This is a genomic window from Citrobacter sp. Cpo103 (assembly GCF_030332605.1).
GTDB classification, from domain to species: Bacteria; Pseudomonadota; Gammaproteobacteria; order Enterobacterales; family Enterobacteriaceae; genus Citrobacter; species Citrobacter portucalensis.
On record NZ_JAOWHO010000029.1, the window covers coordinates 450,975 to 467,028 of the forward strand.

A 16,054-nucleotide genomic window follows, 5' to 3' on the forward strand; every position below is an offset into this window, starting at 1 on the left:
TGAGGATTATTCGCTACGCTCACCCTCCGGGCCGCCCTAAAGGGCGTTCAAAACTCTCTGAGTGTTGTCTGAGCACTGCCCTGGTTCGAAATGGCAAGCAAAATAGCCCTAATGGGATAGGCTCTAAATACCGAGTGGATAAATATCGTGACCTAACGCGCGCCATTCATTCAGCTGTTGCTGCTGAGCGGACGTTTGGTTTTCGCCGCACCAGACAAGCAAGGTGCGACCTTCAAACAGCTCCGGTCGCAGTTGGTTCAGCGAATGGGCAAGGACGTCAATGCGCCATCCCTGCTGGCTGGCGACCCAACCTTCCAGCCATAAGCGGGTCGTATCCTGAATGTTCCAGCCAACCACCAGAGCATCTTTCCCCTGTTTCTTACGTGCTGAGGCCAGACAAATCGCGATGTAGTTGATCAGTACGCCGTCGAGGATCCCCAGTAACGCCTGCAGGATCGGCTGTTGGCATTGCAGACGTCGGCGTAACGGAATGAACAAATGGGTGTTGAGCGTTTGTGCGGGATAATCCTGGCCACGCTCTTTGATCCATAGTCTGAGGCTATGCAGATTATTACTTTGCAAATAGCTCAACAGCGTCTCTTGTTGTTCACGCCAACCGTTATGCACATCAATGCTCTCATTGCTGAGCAACATTTTAACCTTACTTACCTGGACACCGTTGTTTATCCAGCGTTTTATCTCGCGGATCCGGTCAATATCCGCATCGTTAAACAGGCGATGCCCGCCGTCTGTCCGCTGCGGTTTAAGTAATCCGTAACGCCTCTGCCACGCGCGTAAAGTGACAGGGTTGATATCACAAAGCAAAGCCACTTCACCTATTGTGTAAAGCGCCATCGTCGTCTCACTCTTGCTCGCGAGGTCCCAGTTTTACTTTAGACGCTCTTTTGCGAACCAGGTAGTTTTGTCTGTTTTTTGATCTATGAATGGGTGAATTTGTAACCATGCTCGCGCTTTCGAGTGATCGTTCTCACAAATTCGTCTTTTTTTGCAACACTTCAAAGAAAGTTACACGCAGCCCATGTATGTTACGCGCTTTTAAGTGATGTGTGGTTGGCGGGTATGTACGAGTTTAATCTGGTGTTGCTGCTGCTTCAGCAGATGTGTGTGTTCCTCGTTATCGCGTGGCTCATGAGCAAAACGCGTTTGTTTATCCCGCTGATGCAGGTGACTATCCGACTCCCGCATAAACTGCTTTGCTATGTTACTTTTTCCATTTTCTGCATTTTAGGCACCTATTTCGGGCTGCATATCGATGACTCTATTGCTAATACTCGCGCTATTGGCGCGGTGATGGGCGGGCTGCTTGGCGGCCCGGTGGTCGGTGGCTTAGTTGGTCTTACCGGCGGTTTGCATCGTTATTCTATGGGTGGGATGACAGCGCTTAGCTGCATGATCTCGACCATTGTGGAAGGGTTGCTCGGCGGGCTGGTGCACAGCGTGCTCACCCGTCGTGGTCGTACCGATAAAGTCTTTAGTCCGCTGACTGCGGGGGCGATTACCTTTGTCGCCGAACTGGTGCAGATGCTGATCATCTTATTAATTGCCCGTCCGTTTGACGATGCGTTTCGGTTGGTCAGCAATATTGCCGCACCTATGATGGTAACCAATACCGTGGGCGCCGCCTTGTTTATGCGTATTTTGCTCGATAAACGGGCGATGTTTGAAAAATATACCTCCGCTTTTTCCGCCACAGCACTCAAAGTTGCCGCCTCAACGGAAGGTATTTTACGCCAGGGGTTCAACGAGGTTAACAGCATGAAGGTTGCTCAGGTGCTGTATGAAGAGCTGGATATCGGTGCGGTGGCGATTACCGATCGTGAGAAACTGCTGGCATTTACCGGTATTGGCGACGATCACCATCTACCCGGAAAACCTATTTCATCGTCATATACCCAACGCGCGATTGAAACCGGAGAGGTGGTGTATGCCGATGGGAATGAAGTTCCTTACCGTTGCTCTTTGCACCCGCAATGCAAATTAGGCTCGACGCTGGTGATCCCTCTGCGAGGTGAAAACCAGCGGGTAATGGGGACCATCAAACTGTATGAAGCCAAAAACCGCCTCTTTAGTTCGATCAACCGTACGCTGGGGGAAGGGATCGCCCAACTGCTTTCGGCACAGATTCTGGCCGGGCAGTATGAGCGGCAAAAAGCGATGCTCACGCAGTCGGAAATAAAACTCCTGCACGCCCAGGTCAATCCCCATTTTCTGTTTAATGCACTTAACACCATCAAAGCTGTGATCCGACGCGATAGCGAGCAGGCCAGCCAACTGGTGCAGTATCTGTCGACGTTCTTTCGTAAAAATTTAAAACGCCCGTCGGAAATTGTGACGCTGGCCGATGAAATTGAACACGTTAATGCTTATCTGCAAATTGAAAAGGCACGATTCCAGTCGCGTCTTCAGGTGACCTTGACGGTGCCAGAAGAACTTTCGCATCAGCAATTACCCGCCTTTACTCTGCAGCCCATCGTGGAGAATGCCATCAAACACGGCACTTCTCAGTTACTGGATACCGGTGAAGTATCGATTACCGCCCGTCGCGAAGGGCAATATCTGATGCTGGATATTGAAGACAATGCTGGGCTGTATCAGCCAACCTCAGAAGCCAGTGGACTGGGTATGAATCTGGTCGATAAACGACTGCGCGAGCGGTTTGGCGATGATTTTGGCATCAGCGTAGCGTGTGAACCTGACCGCTTTACCCGAATCACTTTACGACTTCCTCTGGAGGAACTGGCATGATCAAAGTGCTGATTGTCGATGACGAACCGTTAGCCCGGGAGAATCTGCGGATCCTGTTGCAAGAGCAAAGCGACATCGAGATTGTCGGTGAATGTTCGAATGCGGTGGAAGCCATTGGCGCGGTGCATAAATTGCGTCCGGATGTTCTGTTCCTTGATATTCAGATGCCGCGAATCAGCGGCCTGGAAATGGTTGGTATGCTTGATCCTGAGCATCGTCCATACATTGTTTTTCTGACCGCCTTTGATGAGTATGCGGTGAAAGCCTTCGAAGAACATGCGTTTGATTATCTGCTCAAGCCGATTGAAGAAACACGGCTGGAAAAAACGCTGATCCGTTTGCGTCAGGAGCGCACCAAGCAGGATGTATCACTGCTACCAGAAAATCAGCAGGCACTGAAGTTTATTCCGTGCAGCGGCCATAGTCGGATTTATTTGCTGCAAATGGATGATGTGGCGTTTATCAGCAGTCGCATGAGTGGTGTGTATGTGACGAGCAGCGATGGTAAAGAAGGCTTCACTGAGTTGACGCTCAGGACGCTGGAGAGCCGTACTCCTCTGCTGCGTTGTCATCGGCAATATCTGGTGAATATGGCGCAATTGCAGGAGATCCGTCTGGAAGACAACGGTCAGGCGGAACTGATTTTGCGTAACGGACTGACCGTTCCGGTGAGTCGTCGTTATCTTAAAAGTCTAAAAGAGGCGATTGGACTGTAAAACTGATACACTGCGCGCCATTGCATCACCGACAGTTGAAGGCTCTATGCTAAGTAACGATATTCTTCGTAGCCTGCGCTACACCCTAAAAGCGAACAATAACGACATGGTGCGTATTCTTGCGCTTGCTGACATGGAATCCACCTCCGCAGGTTTCGATACCTGGATGACAAAAGAAGATGAAGCAGGGTTTGTTCGTTGCCCGGATATCATTCTCTCCGGTTTTTTAAACGGCCTGATTTATCATCTGCGTGGTAAAGATGATTCTGCACCGGAACTGGCGCTGGAGCGTCGTGTTAATAACAATACGGTGCTGAAAAAGCTGCGTATCGCTTTTTCGCTGAAAACCGACGATATTCTGGCTATTATGACCGAGCAGAAATTCCGTGTGTCGATGCCGGAAATTACCGCCATGATGCGTGCACCTGATCATAAGAACTATCGCGAATGCGGCGATCAGTTCCTGCGTTATTTTCTGCGTGGTTTGACATCACGGGTACATAACGCGAAGCCATAAAGAAAAAATGGGCGACGCCGATTAACATCGGGTCGCCGATGGTTTACTTCACTTCTTTAAAACCCGCCGATTCCATTACCGTTTGCATTTGCTTCATGCTGATGTTTTTATCGGCGTTTTCAGATAGCTTCATCCCTGAAATAGCCTGCAACGCTTTTATATCAACTTTTTCCATATCGATAGTGACATTTTCTTGCGCGTAGGTATCTGAATAGGTGAGTTTTTCTTCTATGCCAGTAATGTTTTGATATTTGGCGCTTAATGCGTCGAATACTTTTGCTGCCTCCTCTTTATTGCTGGCACCGACTGACGCATAGCTAATTTTACTTTCGGAGATTTGCTTCAGGACTTTATCACCTTTATAGGTGTAAGAGACGGTGATATCAGAACCATTAAGGTTGGCATTGAATGTTTTTGTCTCTTCTTTATCACCACATCCCGCCAGGGAAAAAACCACAATCGATGCCACGGCGAGAAAAAATAATTTTTGTAACGCTTTCATGTAAAACTCCATTTCATGAATATCGGATGTTAAATAATAACGTCCACGAATCTGGTGAGCTCAGACTACCTTGATACCAGAGCAGTATAGAATAAATCTAATATTAACAACGAAGCAGTCCGAAAATGGAGCAGGGGTTGAGATTAGAGGAAGCACTTGCGTAGCAAAAAAAAGCGCTGCAGTTGCAGCGCTTGAGATGTTTGATTTACTTCACCTGTTGGCCTGGTTTTGCACCTTCATCCGGGCTTAACAGGAAGATATCTTTCCCGCCAGGACCTGCGGCCATCACCATCCCTTCGGAAATGCCGAAGCGCATCTTACGAGGAGCCAGGTTGGCAACCATAATGGTCTGGCGGCCAATCAGGACCTGCGGATCTGGATACGCAGAACGAATACCAGAGAAGACGTTACGTTTCTCACCACCGAGATCCAGCGTCAGACGCAGCAGTTTGTCGGAACCTTCCACGAACTCGGCGTTTTCAATCAGCGCTACGCGCAGGTCAACTTTGGCGAAATCGTCAAAGGTGATGGTTTCCTGAATCGGGTCATCAGCCAGCGGGCCGGTAACCGGTGCAGCTGCTGCTTTCACTTCTTCTTTCGACGCTTCAACCAGCGCTTCAACTTGTTTCATGTCGATACGATTGTAGAGCGCTTTAAAGGTGTTGACCTTGTGGCCGAGCAGTGGCTGCTCAATGGCATCCCAGCTCAGTTCGCTGTTCAGGAAAGCTTCAACACGTTCAGCAAGCGTTGGCAGAACCGGTTTCAGGTAGGTCATCAGCACGCGGAACAGGTTGATACCCATAGAGCAGATCGCCTGCAGGTCGGCATCGCGGCCTTCCTGTTTGGCCACGACCCACGGTGCCTGTTCGTCAACGTAGCGGTTTGCCACGTCGGCCAGCGCCATGATTTCACGGATCGCTTTACCAAATTCGCGGCTTTCCCATGCTTCGCCAATCACCGCTGCGGCGTCGGTGAAGGTTTTATACAGCGCCGGGTCGGCCAGCTCAGCCGCCAGAACGCCGTCAAAACGCTTAGCAATAAAGCCGGCGTTACGGGATGCCAGGTTGACTACTTTGTTGACGATATCGGCGTTAACGCGCTGGACAAAGTCTTCCAGGTTTAGGTCGATGTCATCAATACGTGAAGAAAGCTTCGCGGTGTAGTAGTAGCGCAGGCTGTCGGCATCGAAGTGCTTCAGCCAGGTGCTGGCCTTAATGAAGGTGCCGCGAGATTTGGACATCTTCGCGCCGTTCACCGTCACATAACCGTGTACAAACAGGTTGGTCGGCTTACGGAAGTTGCTGCCTTCCAGCATGGCAGGCCAGAACAGGCTGTGGAAGTAAACGATATCTTTACCGATGAAGTGATATAGCTCGGCGTCGGAATCTTTCTTCCAGTATTCGTCAAAACTGGTGGTGTCACCGCGCTTATCGCACAGGTTTTTGAATGAACCCATATAGCCAATTGGCGCGTCCAGCCAGACATAGAAGTACTTGCCAGGCGCATTCGGGATTTCAAAACCGAAGTACGGGGAATCGCGAGAGATATCCCACTGTTGCAGGCCGGATTCGAACCATTCCTGCATTTTGTTGGCGACCTGCTCCTGTAACGCGCCGCTGCGTGTCCACGCCTGCAGCATTTCGCTGAATGACGGCAGATCAAAGAAGAAGTGTTCGGAGTCACGCATCACCGGCGTTGCGCCAGACACGACGGATTTCGGCTCGATAAGTTCGGTCGGGCTGTAGGTTGCGCCGCAGACTTCACAGTTATCGCCGTACTGATCCGGAGACTTACATTTCGGGCAGGTGCCTTTAACGAAACGGTCCGGCAGGAACATGCCTTTTTCCGGATCGTAAAGCTGGGAGATTGTGCGGTTCTTAATAAAACCGTTCTCCTTCAGGCGAGTATAAATCAGCTCAGACAACTCACGGTTCTCTTCGCTGTGCGTCGAGTGGTAGTTGTCGTAGCTGATGTCAAAACCTGCAAAATCAGTCTGATGCTCCTGACTCATTTCACCGATCATCTGCTCTGGCGTGATCCCAAGCTGCTGTGCTTTCAGCATGATTGGCGTACCGTGTGCGTCGTCCGCGCAGATGAAGTTAACCTGGTGGCCGCGCATTCGCTGGTAACGGACCCAGACATCAGCCTGGATGTGCTCCAGCATATGGCCGAGGTGGATTGAGCCGTTGGCGTACGGCAGCGCGCACGTTACCAGAATTTTCTTCGCGACTTGAGTCATAGTGGGCAATTACTTCTTTTGTAGTGAAAAGGGCTTTGATAGTACCAAAATGGTAATTACTGCGCCAAGCGATAAGGGCATTTATCCGTAAATGAATAATTGTTGCGGTTGGAGTAAACTACCTGGTGACTATTGTATATTCAGAACAACAAAAAGGAGTCGGGATGAACGCACAATCCCAGGCCAAATCACCAGAGACCCTGCGCGCCATGGTTGCCGGGACGCTGGCGAATTTTCAGCATTCAACCCTGAAGCATAATCTGACGACGCTTAAAGCGTTGCACCACGTCGCCTGGATGGATGACACGTTGCACGTTGAGCTGGTCATGCCGTTTGTCTGGCATAGCGCGTTTGAGGACTTAAAAGAGCAATGTAGCGCCGATCTGCTGCGTATTACCGGTGCGAAAGCGATCGACTGGAAACTGTCGCATAACATCGCGACGCTGAAACGCGTGAAAAACCAGCCGGGTATTAATGGTGTGAAAAACATCATCGCCGTCAGTTCAGGTAAGGGTGGTGTGGGTAAATCCTCTACCGCCGTGAACCTGGCGCTGGCGCTGGCTGCAGAAGGGGCGAAGGTGGGGATTCTGGACGCCGATATTTATGGTCCGTCTATCCCGACAATGCTTGGCGCGGAAAACCAGCGTCCAACCTCGCCAGATGGTACCCACATGGCACCGATCATGTCTCATGGTCTGGCAACGAATTCCATTGGTTATCTGGTCACTGACGATAACGCAATGGTATGGCGCGGCCCGATGGCCAGTAAAGCGCTGCTGCAGATGTTGCAGGAAACCTTATGGCCGGATCTTGATTATCTGGTACTGGATATGCCGCCGGGCACCGGTGACATCCAGCTGACGCTGGCGCAGAACATTCCGGTAACGGGCGCGGTTGTTGTCACTACGCCGCAGGACATCGCGCTGATCGATGCGAAAAAGGGCATCGTGATGTTCGAAAAAGTCGAAGTGCCGGTACTGGGTATTGTTGAGAATATGAGTATGCATATTTGCAGCAACTGCGGTCACCATGAACCGATCTTCGGTACCGGTGGGGCACAGAAGTTGGCGGAACAGTATCACACTCAACTGCTGGGACAGATGCCGCTGCATATTTCTCTGCGTGAGGACCTCGATCGTGGTACGCCGACGGTGATCAGCCGTCCTGATAGCGAATTTACTGCTATTTACCGCGACCTGGCAGGACGAGTGGCTGCACAGCTCTACTGGCAAGGAGAAGTTATTCCGGGCGAGATTGCCTTCCGCGCGGTGTAATTTATAGCGTTACAGATATTCACCGCATCAATGTATTATTGATGCGGTGAATATATTAAATTTAAAAATCTCACGATATTGTTCATTCTGCGTTTATAATTCATGCCTTTTTCCGAATAAATCACCTCAATGCATCATTATAATTGATCAAATCTATCTCATTAATCTACCATTTCAATTGGTTCAAACAGGGTGTTATGCCCATAATCTGCTGAACAGGTCCTCTGTATGCTATTTGATGCTAACCACAGGAATAACGATTAAAATGAAAAAAAGTTTACTGATGGGAATTATAGCTCTGACTTATGGAATGAGCGCCCCTACCTTTGCTTCCGATACTGCGACCTTAACAATCAGTGGGCGAGTCGTTGAACCAACCTGTAGTGCTGACGTCGTGAATAACAACGTTCAACAGAAATGCGGTCAATCTCTTCATCTTTCAAATGTTAGTCATGTGGATCCTGTTCCAGCGAAGGGCGTCGTGACCGAGATCGTTTCTGTACCAGGGGATTCTATGCGACAGATAGTGTTAAACCGTTACGATTAAACTAAGAATCTCAGTGTTTATATTAAGCACTCATCATTTATATGAATGATGAGTGCTTTTCTATTTCTCTAACAAATAAAAAACGACAATTAATAACGCTAATTTATTAAATATATAAATAGTGTTTATCTTCACTTATTTGTTGCAATTATATTGCAATTGGTAACTTGTTTTAAATCAACAAAACAACGTGTTCACATTGCGATAACGTTTTTGTTGTGCGAATTTAATTTCAAGAGATAACAACTCTTAATAAATAGAAATTACTTAATTAAGGAAGATACTATGAAACGTTCAATTATTTCTGCTGCTGTGCTGTCTTCTGTATTTATGAGTGCCGGGGCTTTTGCTGCTGGAGAAGAAGGGACGTTAACAATCGAAGGTACTATTATTAATAGTTCTTGCCATTTTGAAGACAACAAGAACTCAAGTGTTATCACATTGCCGGAAATTGATGCTTCACGTTTTTCTGGATTGTCTGCAGGTGCAGTTGTTGGTACTGAAGTGGCTAATGCAACACCAATGAAGATAATATGTCCAGCAGGTACAAAATTAAATACAATAAGAATTTCTAATGGGGAATTTACTACAGATGGTGTGCTTAAAAATACAAAAGAAGTAAACGGTGATATGGATGCTTCTAAGGGCGTTGGTGTTAAATTGAAATTAGGTACTAAATTGATTACTAATGATGAGGAAACTAATATCAGAGATATTCTTACCGCAACTAAAGATGATCCTTCAGGGGTGGAATATTCTCTGGATTTTTCAGCTCAGTACGCTAGGTTAAATGAAGCAACACCAGTTGTTGCAGGGGAAATATCATCGGTTTTAACTATTTCTGTTTCTGCAGAATAGATTTTTATGCCGGTGTATTCACCGGCAGTTTTTTAAAAGGACGAACGCAACATGAAATGGATTCTAAGCGCTTTATTAATCGCATCTGTGCAACCCGTCCATGCTGGCCTTGTGATTTATGGTACGCGTGTTATCTACCCGGCAGAAAAAAACGAAGTTCTGGTACAATTGATGAACCAGGGGGAACGATCTTCTCTGGTACAGTCGTGGATCGATGATGGCGATAGCTCGTTGCCACCGGAAAAAATTCACGTACCTTTTATGCTCACCCCCCCGGTGGCAAAAATTGCCAGGGATTCTGGCCAGCAGTTAAAAATAAAAAAATTACCAAATATGCTGCCCAATAACAAAGAGAGCCTTTTTTATCTCAATGTGCTGGATATTCCACCAAACAATCCAGACAGCACCGGTAAAAATGTATTGAAATTTGCAATGCAGAATCGAATTAAATTATTCTATCGGCCTAAAGGAATAGCGCCAGTTAATAAAAACACATTTCAAAAACTGTCTATGCAACGTAGTGGTAGCATTTACTCCATTAAGAATGATGCCGCTAATTGGATCACGGTGACAGAAGTTAAAGTTAATAATGTCAAGATCAACAACGGAAGTATTATGCTTGCACCGCTCTCCAGTGCAAATGTGGCATTAAAAAGTGCTAATGCCAATCAGTATAAAATAACCATTATTGACGATCACGGTAATTATATTAGCGATAACGTCAGCTTAAAATAACAGGAGCTGGTTATGTTAAGGATGACTCCGATTGCTTCGGCGGTATTACTGTTGCTACTCGGCATTGATGTCCATGCCGCAGAGGAAACGTTTGACACTCACTTTATGATGGGTGGCATGAAAGGCGAGAAAGTTTCTGATTTTCGCCTCGACGATAATCAACCCCTGCCAGGCCAATATGATATTGATATCTACGTCAATAAACAGTGGCGTGGTAAGTATGAAATTACGGTTAAGGATAATCCGGATGACACCTGTCTATCCCGCGATGCATTAACGCGTCTGGGGATAAATATACAAGCATTGGACAAGCAGAATGAATGCCCAACCCTAAAGCAGGTGGTGCAAGGGGGCAGTTATGCCTGGAATATCGGCACGTTTCGTCTGGATCTCAGCGTTCCGCAGGCGTTTGTCGATGAACTTGAGCAAGGGTATGTTCCTCCTGAGAATTGGGATCGTGGCATCAATGCTTTCTATACTTCCTATTATGCCAGTCAGTATTACAGCGACTATAAGGATTCTGGTAACAGCAAAAGTACCTATGCGCGTTTTACCAGTGGGTTAAACCTGCTGGGCTGGCAGCTGCATTCTGATGCCAGCTATAACAAAACCGATGACAGCAGCGGGGAGTGGAAAAGCAACACCCTGTATCTGGAACGCGGCATCCCGCAAATTTTGGGCACTCTGCGTGCCGGGGATATGTATACCTCATCAGATATTTTTGATGCTGTGCGCTTTCGTGGCGTACGGTTGTATCGCGATATGCAGATGCTGCCAAACTCAAAGCAGAATTTTACGCCGCTGGTTCAGGGGATTGCGCAAAGCAATGCGTTGGTCACCATCGAACAGAACGGCTTTGTGGTTTACCAGAAAGAGGTTCCGCCTGGCCCGTTCTCAATTGCTGATTTGCAGTTGGCTGGTGGCGGTGCGGATCTTGACGTCAGTATCAAAGAGGCGGACGGATCGGTAACAACCTATCTGGTGCCCTATGCTGCGGTGCCCAATATGTTGCAGCCGGGTGTCTCAAAATATGATTTTGCCGCCGGGCGTAGCCATATCGAAGGCGCCAGTAACCAGACCGACTTTGCACAGATGAGCTATCAGTACGGGCTGAATAATCTGTTAACGCTGTACGGCGGTACCATGCTGGCGGATAACTACAATGCGTTTACGTTGGGTACCGGCTGGAATACGCGTATTGGCGCGATTTCCGTTGATGCAACACAGTCCCACAGTAAGCAGGATAGCGGTGATGTGTTTGACGGGCAGAGCTACCAGATTGCCTATAACAAGTATTTGACGCAAACCGCCACCCGTTTTGGCTTAGCGGCGTATCGCTACTCTTCAAAAGACTATCGCACGTTTAACGATCATGTCTGGGCCAATAACAAAAATAGCTACCGTCGTGATGAAAACGATGTGTATGACATTGCAGATTATTATCAGAATGATTTTGGTCGTAAGAACAGTTTTTCGGCCAACGTCAGCCAGTCTCTGCCGCAAGGCTGGGGTTCATTCTCGCTCAGTACGCTGTGGCGAGATTACTGGGGGCGTAGCGGTAGCAGCAAAGATTATCAACTGAGTTATTCCAATAGCTGGCAACGGATTAGCTATACCTTTTCAGCTAGTCAGACTTACGATGAAGATCATCACGAAGATAAACGTTTTAACATCTTTATCTCCATTCCGTTTGACTGGGGAGATGATATTAGCGCTCCGCGCAGACATTTGTATGTGTCTAACTCAACGACTTTTGATGATGATGGTTTTGCGTCTAACAATACCGGGCTTTCCGGTACCGCAGGCAGTCGCGATCAGTTTAACTATGGGGTGAATCTCAGTCATCAACGGCAGGACAGCGAGACAACAGCGGGCGGCAATCTGACGTGGAATGCGCCAGTTGCTACGCTTAACGGCAGCTACAGCCAGTCGTCTAAATATACGCAAGCTGGCGGCAGCATTTCGGGTGGCCTTGTGGCCTGGTCTGGTGGCGTGAATTTAGCCAACCGACTGTCGGAAACGTTTGCCGTGATGCATGCGCCGGGTCTGGAAGGAGCGTATGTGAACGGGCAGAAATACCGTACCACCAACCGTAATGGCGTGGTGGTCTACGACGGTTTAACGCCGTATCGTGAAAACCACCTGACGCTGGATGTGTCTAACACCAATAGTGAAACCGACCTGCAAGGCAACCGCCGCAGCGCCGCCCCGTACCGCGGAGCGGTAGTGCTGACAAGGTTTGATACCGACCAACGCAAACCCTGGTATATCCGGGCGTTGCGTCCTGATGGTTCACCGCTGACGTTTGGTTACGAAGTAGAGGATATTCATGGACACAATATCGGTGTGGTAGGTCAGGGAAGCCAGCTCTTTATTCGTACCGACAGTGCGCCGCCGGAAATTAAAGTCGCAGTGGATAAACAACAGGGACTTTCATGCTCAATCTCCTTTGGTAAAACGATTGATGAAAGTAAAATTTATATTTGTCGGTGAGGAGGAGATATGAGATTTATCCTGGGATTAATTTTGGTTATGATGTCAAGTTCAGTATTCTGCAATTGTTTTCCGGTTTCATTTAAATTTTTGGATTTTAATCCAAGTACTACTGGTGCAACAGCTGAAAGTGACGTGATTGAGTTGGATTTGAATGATGCCTCTCTTAATTCATTTCAATCAACAGAAGACATTCCTCTTAATTTTACGGGAGGAAATAGTACCTATCATTGTGATTTTGGAATGTCTAACCCAGGCTCACTTTATAAGTTAACAGCCAGAAGTCAAGAATCTGGCACCTCTGAATACTATCAGATATTAACAACTGGAAATAATGATGGTGTATATGTTGAAGTTCAGCTGTCTGTTAATAGTTTACTCGGTTCTTATAGCGTTGAGAATAGTCTTTATGGTTTTGCTCGTTATTATTTTAATTTCCCAAGAGATGATCTTAATTCTAAGGTAACCTATGCAATTAAATACAGATTAACGAAAAATAAACCTGTTTCATCTGAAACAAAAAACATAGGGGATACAGTGACTCTTAAAGATCATGTGCGTTTTAATGAAAGTCCTGGATCGAATTCTTATAATTTAAAACAAAATATAAGAGTTAAGTTTAATTACACTCCAACCACATGTTCTTTTAATGATACTACCGTTAAAGTTAGCAGCATAAGTTACGGAGATGTAAGTAAAGGGCTTGCGCATGATGCTGATGCCGAAGTAAAAATTGATTGTGACCAAACTGTGGCCTATGCCACAAGATCTGTTCATTACAGATTCGTTTCTGATAATGCTGTAGGTAATGTTTTGCCTAATGAATATACGAATAGTGATAGCGCGGGAAATATTGGCTTTGAGTTAATAAAAGATGGTTCTGTAGTGAATTTAAGCAATAACCGTTATGGTCTGATAGCATGGGGAGATTTAAAAGAAAACGTGGCCAGAAATACGATTATACCGCTGAAATATAAATATACTCCTTATGGAAATAAGATATTTAAAGCCGGGCAGGTACTAAGCCGTGTAAAAATTGTTATCGATTATGATTGATCATGCTATGGTATTTTACGCACTCCCTCATCAGAGCGAGTGCGTGTTTTTTCACCGATGATAAAAAATCTCGCCGTCGTAGGCTTTAATGATCTTAGCATCAGCATCATTGACCAGCACATATGCGCCGCCCATGTAGGTCCAGTGGGTGCCTGCCGTCGGTGCGGGCAGGTTGCGCAGATTCCACTGTTTAATGGTGTATTCTTCGGTGAGATACAGTGGTGGAACCTTGTCACCGGGTTTGAAATGGGTGAAGTCAGCAATAAAGCTGCTCAGTTCATACTTATCGATACCGGTGGGGGCAGCTGTTGCAGCTGGTGCGGCCCAGACGACGCTGCTTGCAAGCAGAAGTGCACCCAGCAACATTTTATTCTTCATACCCATCCTCTCTACCTCTTCGGGTCATCAAAATCAGTCATGTATCATTCCTGGCATACCGGATGTCTGACAAGCACTATTTTGTGATCACTCCAGTCATTTCGTAAAAAGTGTAAATGAAAGTACAGAATTGCAGCAACCTTGACCAGTAGTTTCACTGCGGGAGTGGGGAGTGCGCCAATTTACATCGTTAAGCACAGGCAGTATCCTGTTACTGAAACCAGCGTATTACGTTTGTGTTTCAACGACTCGGGGTGCCCTTCTGGTGAAGGCTGAGAAATACCCGTACCACCTGATCTGGATAATGCCAGCGTAGGGAAGTCTGACACTGCTCGTGTCCCTTCTTCGCGCGGGCAGGAGCTGAACCATGCAGCCTGACCTGCACAGCCGCGCGCTCGCGGCTCACACTTTGCACCAATTTAGAACCTTATCCCCGCTCACACACTGTATGACCAATGAGGTCGTGCAAAGCTTTACTGCCAATACATTACTGGCGCTGGGCGCATCGCCTGCGATGGTGATCGAGCCTGAGGAAGCCAGCCAATTCGCCGCTATTGCCAGTGCATTGCTGGTTAATGTCGGCACCTTAACTCGGGAACGGGCCGCGGCGATGCGTGCCGCAGTTAAGCAGGCTCATCATGCTAAAACCCCGTGGACGCTCGATCCCGTTGCCGTAGGTGCGCTTGAGTTTCGCCGTCACTTCTGCCTGGAATTATTGTCACTACAGCCTGCTGCTATTCGTGGCAACGCTTCGGAAATACTTGCTCTGGCCGGCATGAACGGTGGTGGACGCGGCGTGGATACAACCGATACGGCTGTTGCTGCGCTTCCGGCAGCGCAGGCGCTGGCTCGTCAGATTGGGACCATTGTCGTGGTTACCGGCGAAGTGGATTACGTCACCGATGGTCAGCGTACCGTCCGCGTTGACGGCGGTGACCCGTTGATGACTCGCGTGGTGGGCACTGGATGCGCTCTTTCAGCGGTTGTTGCGGCCAGTTGTGCCTTGCGTGGTGACCGACTTGATAACGTCTCCTCCGCCTGTAGTTGGATGAAACAGGCCGGGCAAATAGCCACCGAGCAATCAAACGGACCGGGTAGCTTTGTCCCGGCATTTCTCGACGCCCTCTATAACCTGAACGCCCAGGAGCAAGCATGAAACGGATTAACGCATTAACGATCGCCGGAACCGACCCAAGCGGTGGCGCGGGTATTCAGGCTGATTTAAAAACCTTCTCGGCGCTGGGCGCTTACGGCTGTTCGGTTATCACGGCGTTGGTGGCGCAAAATACGCGCGGGGTGCAGTCGGTGTATCGTATTGAACCTGATTTTGTCGCCGCGCAGCTGGATTCGGTGTTGAGTGATGTGCGTATTGATACGACTAAGATCGGTATGTTGGCGGAGACGGACATTGTCGAAGCTGTCGCCGAACGTTTACGTCGCCATCGGGTACAAAATGTGGTGCTGGACACGGTGATGTTGGCGAAAAGCGGCGATCCGTTGCTGTCTCCCTCGGCGGTAGAGACGCTGCGTACCCGTTTGCTGCCGCAGGTTTCGATTATCACTCCTAATTTACCCGAAGCTGCTGCACTGCTCGGGGCATCGCATGCGCAGACTGAGCAGGAGATGTTAGAGCAGGGAAGGGCGCTACGGGCGTTGGGCTGCGAGGCGGTGTTGATGAAGGGCGGTCATCTGGATGATGCACAAAGCCCCGACTGGCTCTTTACTCGCGATGGTGAGCAGCGTTTTACCGCGCCAAGGGTGATGACCAAAAATACCCATGGCACCGGTTGTACGCTATCGGCGGCGTTGGCAGCCCTGCGTCCGCGCCATAACAACTGGGCCGATACCGTACAGGAAGCCAAACTGTGGCTTTCAGCGGCGCTGGCGCAGGCCGACACGCTGGAAGTTGGCGAAGGAATTGGTCCGGTCCATCATTTCCACGCGTGGTGGTAATGGGTATACTGGCTGCAGAA

The 16,054-nt window shown here is 48.3% G+C and carries 15 protein-coding genes and 1 riboswitch; of the genes, 11 read left to right on the forward strand and 4 right to left on the reverse strand.

What is annotated here, in order from left to right; genetic code table 11:
- Positions 1–123: 123 nt before the first annotated feature.
- A complete protein-coding gene (gene mlrA / locus OGX89_RS10835) occupies positions 124–855 on the reverse strand; it encodes an HTH-type transcriptional regulator MlrA (RefSeq protein WP_125112584.1) in 732 nt (243 codons plus the stop codon).
- Between the two features lie 225 nt (positions 856–1,080).
- On the opposite strand from mlrA, the gene OGX89_RS10840 reads away from it, so the two are divergent.
- Genes OGX89_RS10840 through OGX89_RS10850 form a run of 3 tightly spaced genes read left to right on the forward strand, consistent with a single transcriptional unit; the run spans position 1,081 to position 3,999 of the window.
- On the forward strand, positions 1,081–2,766 hold the full coding sequence (locus OGX89_RS10840) for a sensor histidine kinase (RefSeq protein ID WP_003834458.1): 1,686 nt from the start codon (positions 1,081–1,083) through the stop codon (positions 2,764–2,766).
- On the forward strand, positions 2,763–3,482 hold the full coding sequence (btsR, locus tag OGX89_RS10845) for a two-component system response regulator BtsR (RefSeq protein WP_003834456.1): 720 nt from the start codon (positions 2,763–2,765) through the stop codon (positions 3,480–3,482). The genes OGX89_RS10840 and btsR overlap by 4 nt, the downstream gene beginning before the upstream one ends.
- A gap of 46 nt (positions 3,483–3,528) precedes the next feature.
- Complete coding sequence (locus OGX89_RS10850) at positions 3,529–3,999, forward strand: YehS family protein (RefSeq protein WP_003834454.1); 471 nt, start codon at positions 3,529–3,531, stop codon at positions 3,997–3,999.
- A gap of 43 nt (positions 4,000–4,042) precedes the next feature.
- Here the strand turns inward: OGX89_RS10850 and OGX89_RS10855 are convergent, their stop codons facing one another.
- Positions 4,043–4,501 (reverse strand): YehR family lipoprotein, encoded by a 459-nt coding sequence (locus OGX89_RS10855; RefSeq protein ID WP_125112583.1) that lies wholly within the window; start codon positions 4,499–4,501, stop codon positions 4,043–4,045.
- A 205-nt stretch (positions 4,502–4,706) separates the two neighbouring features.
- On the reverse strand, positions 4,707–6,740 hold the full coding sequence (gene metG / locus OGX89_RS10860) for a methionine--tRNA ligase (RefSeq protein WP_003834451.1): 2,034 nt from the start codon (positions 6,738–6,740) through the stop codon (positions 4,707–4,709).
- A gap of 164 nt (positions 6,741–6,904) precedes the next feature.
- Between metG and apbC the strand changes: the two genes are divergently transcribed.
- The 6 genes from apbC to OGX89_RS10890 all read left to right on the forward strand — a co-directional run bounded on the left by apbC (position 6,905) and on the right by OGX89_RS10890 (position 13,703).
- Entirely contained in the window at positions 6,905–8,014 is a 1,110-nt protein-coding gene (gene apbC / locus OGX89_RS10865; protein ID WP_003027343.1) for an iron-sulfur cluster carrier protein ApbC, read from the forward strand.
- Between the two features lie 265 nt (positions 8,015–8,279).
- On the forward strand, positions 8,280–8,561 hold the full coding sequence (locus OGX89_RS10870; RefSeq protein WP_048234930.1) for a DUF2574 family protein: 282 nt from the start codon (positions 8,280–8,282) through the stop codon (positions 8,559–8,561).
- A gap of 285 nt (positions 8,562–8,846) precedes the next feature.
- Positions 8,847–9,419, forward strand: coding sequence for a fimbrial protein (locus tag OGX89_RS10875; RefSeq protein ID WP_125112582.1), 573 nt, complete (start codon positions 8,847–8,849; stop codon positions 9,417–9,419).
- Positions 9,420–9,470: 51 nt separating this feature from the next.
- Positions 9,471–10,154 carry a fimbria/pilus periplasmic chaperone gene (locus OGX89_RS10880; RefSeq protein ID WP_125112581.1) on the forward strand — a complete coding sequence of 228 codons (684 nt, stop codon included), beginning with the start codon at positions 9,471–9,473 and terminating at the stop codon, positions 10,152–10,154.
- A gap of 12 nt (positions 10,155–10,166) precedes the next feature.
- Positions 10,167–12,647 carry a fimbrial biogenesis outer membrane usher protein gene (locus tag OGX89_RS10885; protein WP_125112580.1) on the forward strand — a complete coding sequence of 827 codons (2,481 nt, stop codon included), beginning with the start codon at positions 10,167–10,169 and terminating at the stop codon, positions 12,645–12,647.
- A 9-nt stretch (positions 12,648–12,656) separates the two neighbouring features.
- Positions 12,657–13,703, forward strand: a complete 1,047-nt coding sequence (locus tag OGX89_RS10890; protein WP_125112579.1) for a fimbrial protein — start codon at positions 12,657–12,659, stop codon at positions 13,701–13,703.
- Between the two features lie 51 nt (positions 13,704–13,754).
- Here the strand turns inward: OGX89_RS10890 and OGX89_RS10895 are convergent, their stop codons facing one another.
- Positions 13,755–14,087: an RcnB family protein gene (locus tag OGX89_RS10895; protein WP_003834436.1), complete on the reverse strand. Its 333-nt coding sequence runs from the start codon at positions 14,085–14,087 to the stop codon at positions 13,755–13,757.
- 234 nt (positions 14,088–14,321) lie between these two features.
- Positions 14,322–14,417, forward strand: a riboswitch (TPP riboswitch).
- 31 nt (positions 14,418–14,448) lie between these two features.
- Here OGX89_RS10895 and thiM point away from each other — a divergent pair.
- Complete coding sequence (gene thiM, locus OGX89_RS10900; RefSeq protein WP_125112577.1) at positions 14,449–15,237, forward strand: hydroxyethylthiazole kinase; 789 nt, start codon at positions 14,449–14,451, stop codon at positions 15,235–15,237.
- Positions 15,234–16,034, forward strand: a complete 801-nt coding sequence (thiD, locus tag OGX89_RS10905) for a bifunctional hydroxymethylpyrimidine kinase/phosphomethylpyrimidine kinase (protein ID WP_003844369.1) — start codon at positions 15,234–15,236, stop codon at positions 16,032–16,034. The genes thiM and thiD overlap by 4 nt, the downstream gene beginning before the upstream one ends.
- The last annotated feature ends 20 nt before the right edge of the window (positions 16,035–16,054 follow it).

Excerpts from the sequence above, each read along its gene's own strand:
- OGX89_RS10890 (WP_125112579.1), top strand. The coding sequence starts at position 12,657 with ATGAGATTTATCCTGGGATTAATTTTGGTTATGATGTCAAGTTCAGTA.
- thiD (WP_003844369.1), top strand. The coding sequence starts at position 15,234 with ATGAAACGGATTAACGCATTAACGATCGCCGGAACCGACCCAAGCGGT.
- OGX89_RS10895 (WP_003834436.1), bottom strand. The coding sequence starts at position 14,087 with ATGGGTATGAAGAATAAAATGTTGCTGGGTGCACTTCTGCTTGCAAGC.
- mlrA (WP_125112584.1), bottom strand. The coding sequence starts at position 855 with ATGGCGCTTTACACAATAGGTGAAGTGGCTTTGCTTTGTGATATCAAC.
- OGX89_RS10885 (WP_125112580.1), top strand. The coding sequence starts at position 10,167 with ATGTTAAGGATGACTCCGATTGCTTCGGCGGTATTACTGTTGCTACTC.
- OGX89_RS10850 (WP_003834454.1), top strand. The coding sequence starts at position 3,529 with ATGCTAAGTAACGATATTCTTCGTAGCCTGCGCTACACCCTAAAAGCG.
- OGX89_RS10880 (WP_125112581.1), top strand. The coding sequence starts at position 9,471 with ATGAAATGGATTCTAAGCGCTTTATTAATCGCATCTGTGCAACCCGTC.
- OGX89_RS10875 (WP_125112582.1), top strand. The coding sequence starts at position 8,847 with ATGAAACGTTCAATTATTTCTGCTGCTGTGCTGTCTTCTGTATTTATG.
- OGX89_RS10855 (WP_125112583.1), bottom strand. The coding sequence starts at position 4,501 with ATGAAAGCGTTACAAAAATTATTTTTTCTCGCCGTGGCATCGATTGTG.
- OGX89_RS10840 (WP_003834458.1), top strand. The coding sequence starts at position 1,081 with ATGTACGAGTTTAATCTGGTGTTGCTGCTGCTTCAGCAGATGTGTGTG.
- OGX89_RS10870 (WP_048234930.1), top strand. The coding sequence starts at position 8,280 with ATGAAAAAAAGTTTACTGATGGGAATTATAGCTCTGACTTATGGAATG.
- metG (WP_003834451.1), bottom strand. The coding sequence starts at position 6,740 with ATGACTCAAGTCGCGAAGAAAATTCTGGTAACGTGCGCGCTGCCGTAC.
- thiM (WP_125112577.1), top strand. The coding sequence starts at position 14,449 with ATGCAGCCTGACCTGCACAGCCGCGCGCTCGCGGCTCACACTTTGCAC.
- apbC (WP_003027343.1), top strand. The coding sequence starts at position 6,905 with ATGAACGCACAATCCCAGGCCAAATCACCAGAGACCCTGCGCGCCATG.
- btsR (WP_003834456.1), top strand. The coding sequence starts at position 2,763 with ATGATCAAAGTGCTGATTGTCGATGACGAACCGTTAGCCCGGGAGAAT.